Origin of the sequence: Bacteroides fluxus YIT 12057 (genome assembly GCF_000195635.1) — a bacterium.
In the GTDB taxonomy this organism is placed as follows: domain Bacteria; phylum Bacteroidota; class Bacteroidia; order Bacteroidales; family Bacteroidaceae; genus Bacteroides; species Bacteroides fluxus.
In genome coordinates, this window is the sequence record NZ_GL882676.1 from 1 (window position 1) to 5,854 (window position 5,854).

The following is a 5,854-nucleotide window of genomic DNA, read 5'->3' on the forward strand; positions in this document are numbered from 1 at the left end:
ATCAACTTAAATTAATTCCGCCAACGGGTTATTATATAAATAATCCTATAACTATACCTACATTAGAAAACAGTTCGTGTCCTCCCAAACAACATGAACTATTATTTGTTGGACGCTTTTCTAAGCAAAAAGGTATAGATATACTTTTAAAAATATGGAAAAAAATCTCTCCAAACTATCCAGATTGGAAATTAAAATTAGTTGGAGGCGGTGAATTAGAGTCCTTTATCTTAGAATATATAAAAAGAAACAATTTAAAAAACATTCAATTAGAAGGCTTTCAAACAGATACCTCAAAATATTATCAGAATGCTGCTATTTTATGCATGACAAGTGTTTTTGAAGGATGGGGATTAGTATTAACAGAGGCCATGAGCAGAGGATGTGTTCCTATTGCTTTTCATAGTTTTAAATCTGTAACAGATATTATTGATGACAAGGAAAACGGTTTCTTAATCCCCCCTTTTAATCAAGAATTATTTATAGAAAAACTCAAATATTTAATGGATAATATTATAGAAAGAGAAATAATTGCTACTAAAGCAATTCAAAAGTCAAAAAACTTCACCATTGATAATATAGGAAAAGAATGGGAAAAACTATTTTCAATCATAACTCAATAAAAAGAGAATTTAACAGAAGATATAACAATATACAATTTATCCACATGCTATTATTTGTATCTTCTATTCCACATGCTATATGGATTTTATTTTCCATATACTCACAACCTATAAAAATACTTAGTTCCGGTAGTTTATGGATTGCATTGATTCTAATTTTAAAAAATTCTTTTTTATATAAAAGAAAACATTATAGATTAATAGACCGACTTATTCTCTGTTTGCTAATTATTACAGGACTACAATTCATTCGTTTTATCATTTTTGACAACATGGAGAATACGCTTACAGTCTTAACTAATCCTATTAACGGACTTTGTTTATGTATTCCTTTATTATATTATATCTATAATTACTCATTTACATTAAAATACGTTTACAGGTGTGGTCTGATTTTGATATGCATTTCATCCATTTGTTTCCAAGGTAATTATTACGTACTTTATCTATCACCTATTATAATTCAATACAGTTTACATACAAAGAAAAAAAGAATATTTATCTATTGCATTCTATTACTTTCTCTTTTATTCATCATAAAAGATGCTTTTATCCCCAATGAACTAACAGGTGACACCCAACGTGCCTTTATTATCATATTAATTTATGCAATTATTGTCATTATTGCAAAGTTGTACAAAAAATATTATAGATTAATAGCTTTATGCGTTGCATGCATATCCATCACACTTCCTATAAGTTTATTTAGTTACTCCATTGCAACGAAAGAGTCTATATTCACACGTATAAATGATATGGAAAATGAAAAGATAGGTGTTGACACACGCACCTTTCTCTACACAGAACTTCTAACTGATTTAAATCAGAAAAAAGCATTTTGGGAAGGACTGGGAATTGCTCAAGGTTATAACAGCTTTTATTTTTTTAAGAATAAAACAAGAGATGTTAACGAAGTACATTTTTTACATCTTCTATTTAGAGGAGGAAGCTTATGGCTGTTTTTTTACATGGCCATAATCATTTATTCCATATTCTATGCTATCAAATTTTCAAAAAACTACTTATGCTTGGGAGGTAGCATAATGCTTTCCGGTTATTTCCTTGCAGGATTTATCTGCGATATAAATGGATTTAACTTCATACATGTTATCATTTTTTTCTTTATCGCTGCATGTTCTTCAAACAAATGGACTCAACTTTCTAATTCTAATGTTTTAAGACTAATAAAATGAAAATAGCAATTATACACTCTGGAAATTCCGGTTTCTTTCCACGTTTTTATAAATCATTAGTTCATGCCATCGAGCAAAATAAAGATGAATATATTTTAATGGTACCTAACAGCGGTCGTAACAAACGATGTATGTTGCCTCATCAATATATTTGGGGGACTAGGCTCAATTGGTTTATTCATTCACGTTGGTACAAAATAACCGGACTACAAGATATATTTTCTGTATTTGAAACTCTACACCTACTGCATTTGCTCCATAGGCATAACCCCGATATACTCCATTTCAATATCATTAACGACAAATGCTTAAATATACCTCTATTAGTTCACTATGCTAATAAATGTAACATAGCTATAGTATGGACTATGCATGACTGTCGTGCCTTTACAGGACAGTGCCCATATTTTGACGAAGTAAATTGCAATCGTTGGAAAACAGGATGTGGAAATTGCCCCCAATGTGAAACTTGGATAGATAGTACTCATTGGCAATGGAAAATACATCAACATTGGCATACCGCTTTTAAAAATCTCACCATCGTCACTCCTTCACAATGGTTAGCATCTTTTGTAAAAGAGTCAATATTCAAAAAAAATCGTGTGGAAGTGATTTATAATGGTGTGGACACAATCAGATTTGCACAAAAATCAAATTTTGATATACATAGTAAATACCAAATTAATAAGAAAAAAAAGATTGTTTTAGGATGTGCCATCAATTGGGAATCTCGCAAAGGAATGGCTTATTTTGAACAAATGTCAGAATTACTACCCGACATTTATCAAATAGTACTTGTTGGCAATATTGACGAAAAGAAAAAAAAATATTTAGCACAAAAAAATATAATTTGTATAGGACGTACTTCCACTTTAGATGAAATGATAGCATGGTATCAATCCGCCTCTGTATTTTGTAACCCCACATTAGCCGACAACTTCCCCACCACCAATATAGAATCACTCGCTGCAGGAACTCCTATTGTTACTTTCCAAACAGGAGGTAGCCCGGAAGCTATAGACGAAAAAACAGGAATAGTAGTGGAACAAGGTAACCTGCAACAACTATGTGAAGCTGTAAAACAAATCGCAAGCCATAGAAATTTTTATACCACAGAAAATTGCAGAAAGCGATCACTATTATTTTCCAATGAACAATACAAACAATATATACAACTATATCACCAAATAAAAAAATAACATGCATCCTTCTGTTCTCCCTTCTTTAAACCTCATTCGAGCATTTGCCATATTTCTAGTAATGCTCAACCACAATTTTTATCAAAACATAGGTTTATTGCAAGAAACTATATACAGAAACATTAAAAATAGAATTCAAAGCATTAAATATAAATGGAAAGAGTAATCATAGCAGATGTAAAGAGCAACAACAACAAAGGGCGTTGTACCGGTCATTATTTTGCTTTAGCACAAAATTATCTAAACCTCTACCGGAATATATGCCCTGTACTGATTGGAGGTGGTCCTATCTATAAAACTAACTTTAGAAAAAAAGACCTATTTATGCTGCCTTATGATTCCATAAGTGGCAAAAACAATATCCACAACAAATGGAGGGTATTGATGAACTGTCGATATTTATTTAATAAAACTTCTCCTGAAGATATAATTATATTACAAATGGCAGGTGCAGTAACTACTTTTATAGGGATAACCTTGTTTGCCAAGAAATGGAACAATATCTATTGCATCCAGTATAGTGAAGAGTCAATCTCATCACCCATTAAACGGTGGATTTACAAGTTAGCACGGAAGAAAATCAAAGGAACAATCTGCCCCAATAGTCGTATAGGACAGGCTTATGCAAGACCTTACTGTGAAGTACCAGATTACATCTATCCTTATTATGATCAGCCACTAATTCATACAGCCTATAATGAAAAGAAATATGACTTTTCCATAATAGGCAGCATTTGGCCAGACAAAGGAGTATTGGAAGCAGCGGAACGGTTAGCCCACACTGGACACCGACTACTGATAGCCGGTAATACTCATGATACTTCCTATGCCAATGCTCTTCGGCAAATAGCTCAGAAACATAATAATATAGAGCTATACATAGAATTTATATCTGACGATGATTATTACCGCTATATACAACAATCGCGTTACTGCATCCTAAACTACCAAGGAGTCTATACAGACCGTAGCAGCGGAGTAGTATTAGATACGCTATTCAACGGTACTCCTGTCATCGGTCATCGGTGCAATGCACTAAAGTTCATTGAAGAAGAACAAGTAGGTTATCTCTATGATGACATATATCACTTTTGTCCTGATGAAATACTTAATGAAGTCATCCATAATCAATATACAGCACATATAAAGACCTATCTAAGTAAGCAGAAAGAGTATAAAGAACGAGTAATTCTTTTTTTAAACATCAAAAAACAAATTTCATGAAAGCATTATACTGTAATCCCATATTTGCTGCCTATCGCATTCCATTCTATATGGAACTGAACCGGCTATTCAACAACAATTTTTATGTGTTATATTCAAAACGCCGTTATGAAAATGATATCCGTTTCCAAAAATTAAAAAACGACATACCTGTGAAAATGGGACAACATGCCATCCCCTTCACTAACGAAAAGTTTTATTATACCAAGCTGGTATGTCTCTCATTTACACAAGGTTTAATACGATCTATTGCCAAAATAAGACCCGATATCTTAATAACAGAAGGGTTCGGGCAATGGACACCATTCGTAATAGCATACGCTACACTGAAAAGAATACCAATATATATAGGTTATGAACGTACTTTGCATACCGAAAGAAATAATCCATGGATAAAGACATTACATCGTAAATTAACTGACTATTTCGTAACCGGCTATTTTGTAAACGGTTCAGAATGTAAAAAATACCTACAATCAATAGGAATCAAAGAGAATAAGATATTTATTGGAGGTATGAATGCTGACAGCCAAGGATTGAAAGAGAGTATAGCACGCACCAGTGATACTACCAAACAGCACCTCCGACAACAGTTGAACCTAAATAGCCAAGGGGTGACTTTCTTATTTGCAGGAAGGATTACTGAGCTGAAAGGCTTAATTTATCTGTTAAAAGTTTGGGACGAACATCTTATTAAATATCCACATGATCATTTGATAATAGTGGGCACAGGTGATAAAATGGAAGAATATCAAAAGAAATTTACCTGCCCTTCTATCCATTTTGTAGGGCAAATAGAATATGACCGAATAGGAATTTACTATAATATAGCAGATGTATTTATCATACCCACATTGAAAGATAATTGGAGTCTCGTTGTGCCTGAAGCCATGGCATGCGGTTTACCTATAGCATGCAGTCAATATAATGGATGCCACCCTGAATTAATAGACAATCAAAATGGCTATGTATTCGACCCATTAAACCCTCATTCCGTCCTCCAATGTTTGGATTATTTCCACCACCAGAACTTAACCCAAATGGGAGCACACTCCATAGCAAAAGAAATTCCTTTCAATGCAGAAAATTGTGCAAAGAGAGTGTATGATACAATAATGAATATCAATAAAAAGCGATGAATATGACTAACGAAAATCCCTCTCTGGCTTATCTACATAACATGAATCAAGATAATAGACTAGAATGGGTGGACAATGCGAAAGGTCTGTGTATGCTTTTAGTGGTATGGGTTCATATGCTTTCAAGCATTGGTGATCCGCCGTTTTGGTATTCGTCCAAAGAATACATACAAGCAATGTATATGCCATGCTTTTTCATCCTATCAGGCTTCTTTACAAAAGATACCGACCAGCGAACATTTATCAGAAAACGCTGTGGTAGCCTACTGAAGCCATTCATTTTCACTTATTTGGTTTCTTATGCCATAGGATGGATTATTTCCACCATCAAGCCCGATCTTTTAAAAAATGGAATGGATTTCTTGGCTCCCCTCTACAGCCATTCTTTCGTAAATGGTCCCATTTGGTTTTTATTAGCCTTATTCACGGCTCTTATAATCGTCCAGAGTGTTAATAAAACAAAATTATGGGGGGGG

General features: G+C 33.5%; 6 protein-coding genes. All 6 read left to right on the forward strand.

From position 1 onward, the window contains the following. On the forward strand, window positions 1-623 hold a 623-nt coding region (locus HMPREF9446_RS12605), incomplete at its 5' end, for a glycosyltransferase (protein ID WP_009126066.1). Between the two features lie 755 nt (window positions 624-1,378). Next, window positions 1,379-1,816: a hypothetical protein gene (locus HMPREF9446_RS18755; protein ID WP_148345822.1), complete on the forward strand. Its 438-nt coding sequence runs from the start codon at window positions 1,379-1,381 to the stop codon at window positions 1,814-1,816. After that, entirely contained in the window at window positions 1,813-3,015 is a 1,203-nt protein-coding gene (locus tag HMPREF9446_RS12615; protein ID WP_009126068.1) for a glycosyltransferase, read from the forward strand. Before HMPREF9446_RS18755 ends, HMPREF9446_RS12615 begins: the two co-directional genes overlap by 4 nt. Before the next feature lie 153 nt (window positions 3,016-3,168). Further along, a complete protein-coding gene (locus HMPREF9446_RS12620; RefSeq protein WP_009126069.1) occupies window positions 3,169-4,239 on the forward strand; it encodes a glycosyltransferase in 1,071 nt (356 codons plus the stop codon). Continuing rightward, window positions 4,236-5,378, forward strand: coding sequence for a glycosyltransferase family 4 protein (locus HMPREF9446_RS12625; RefSeq protein WP_009126070.1), 1,143 nt, complete (start codon window positions 4,236-4,238; stop codon window positions 5,376-5,378). The genes HMPREF9446_RS12620 and HMPREF9446_RS12625 overlap by 4 nt, the downstream gene beginning before the upstream one ends. 2 nt (window positions 5,379-5,380) lie before the next feature. Further along, a partial coding sequence (locus HMPREF9446_RS18910) for an acyltransferase family protein (protein ID WP_172634253.1) occupies window positions 5,381-5,854 on the forward strand: 474 nt, incomplete at its 3' end.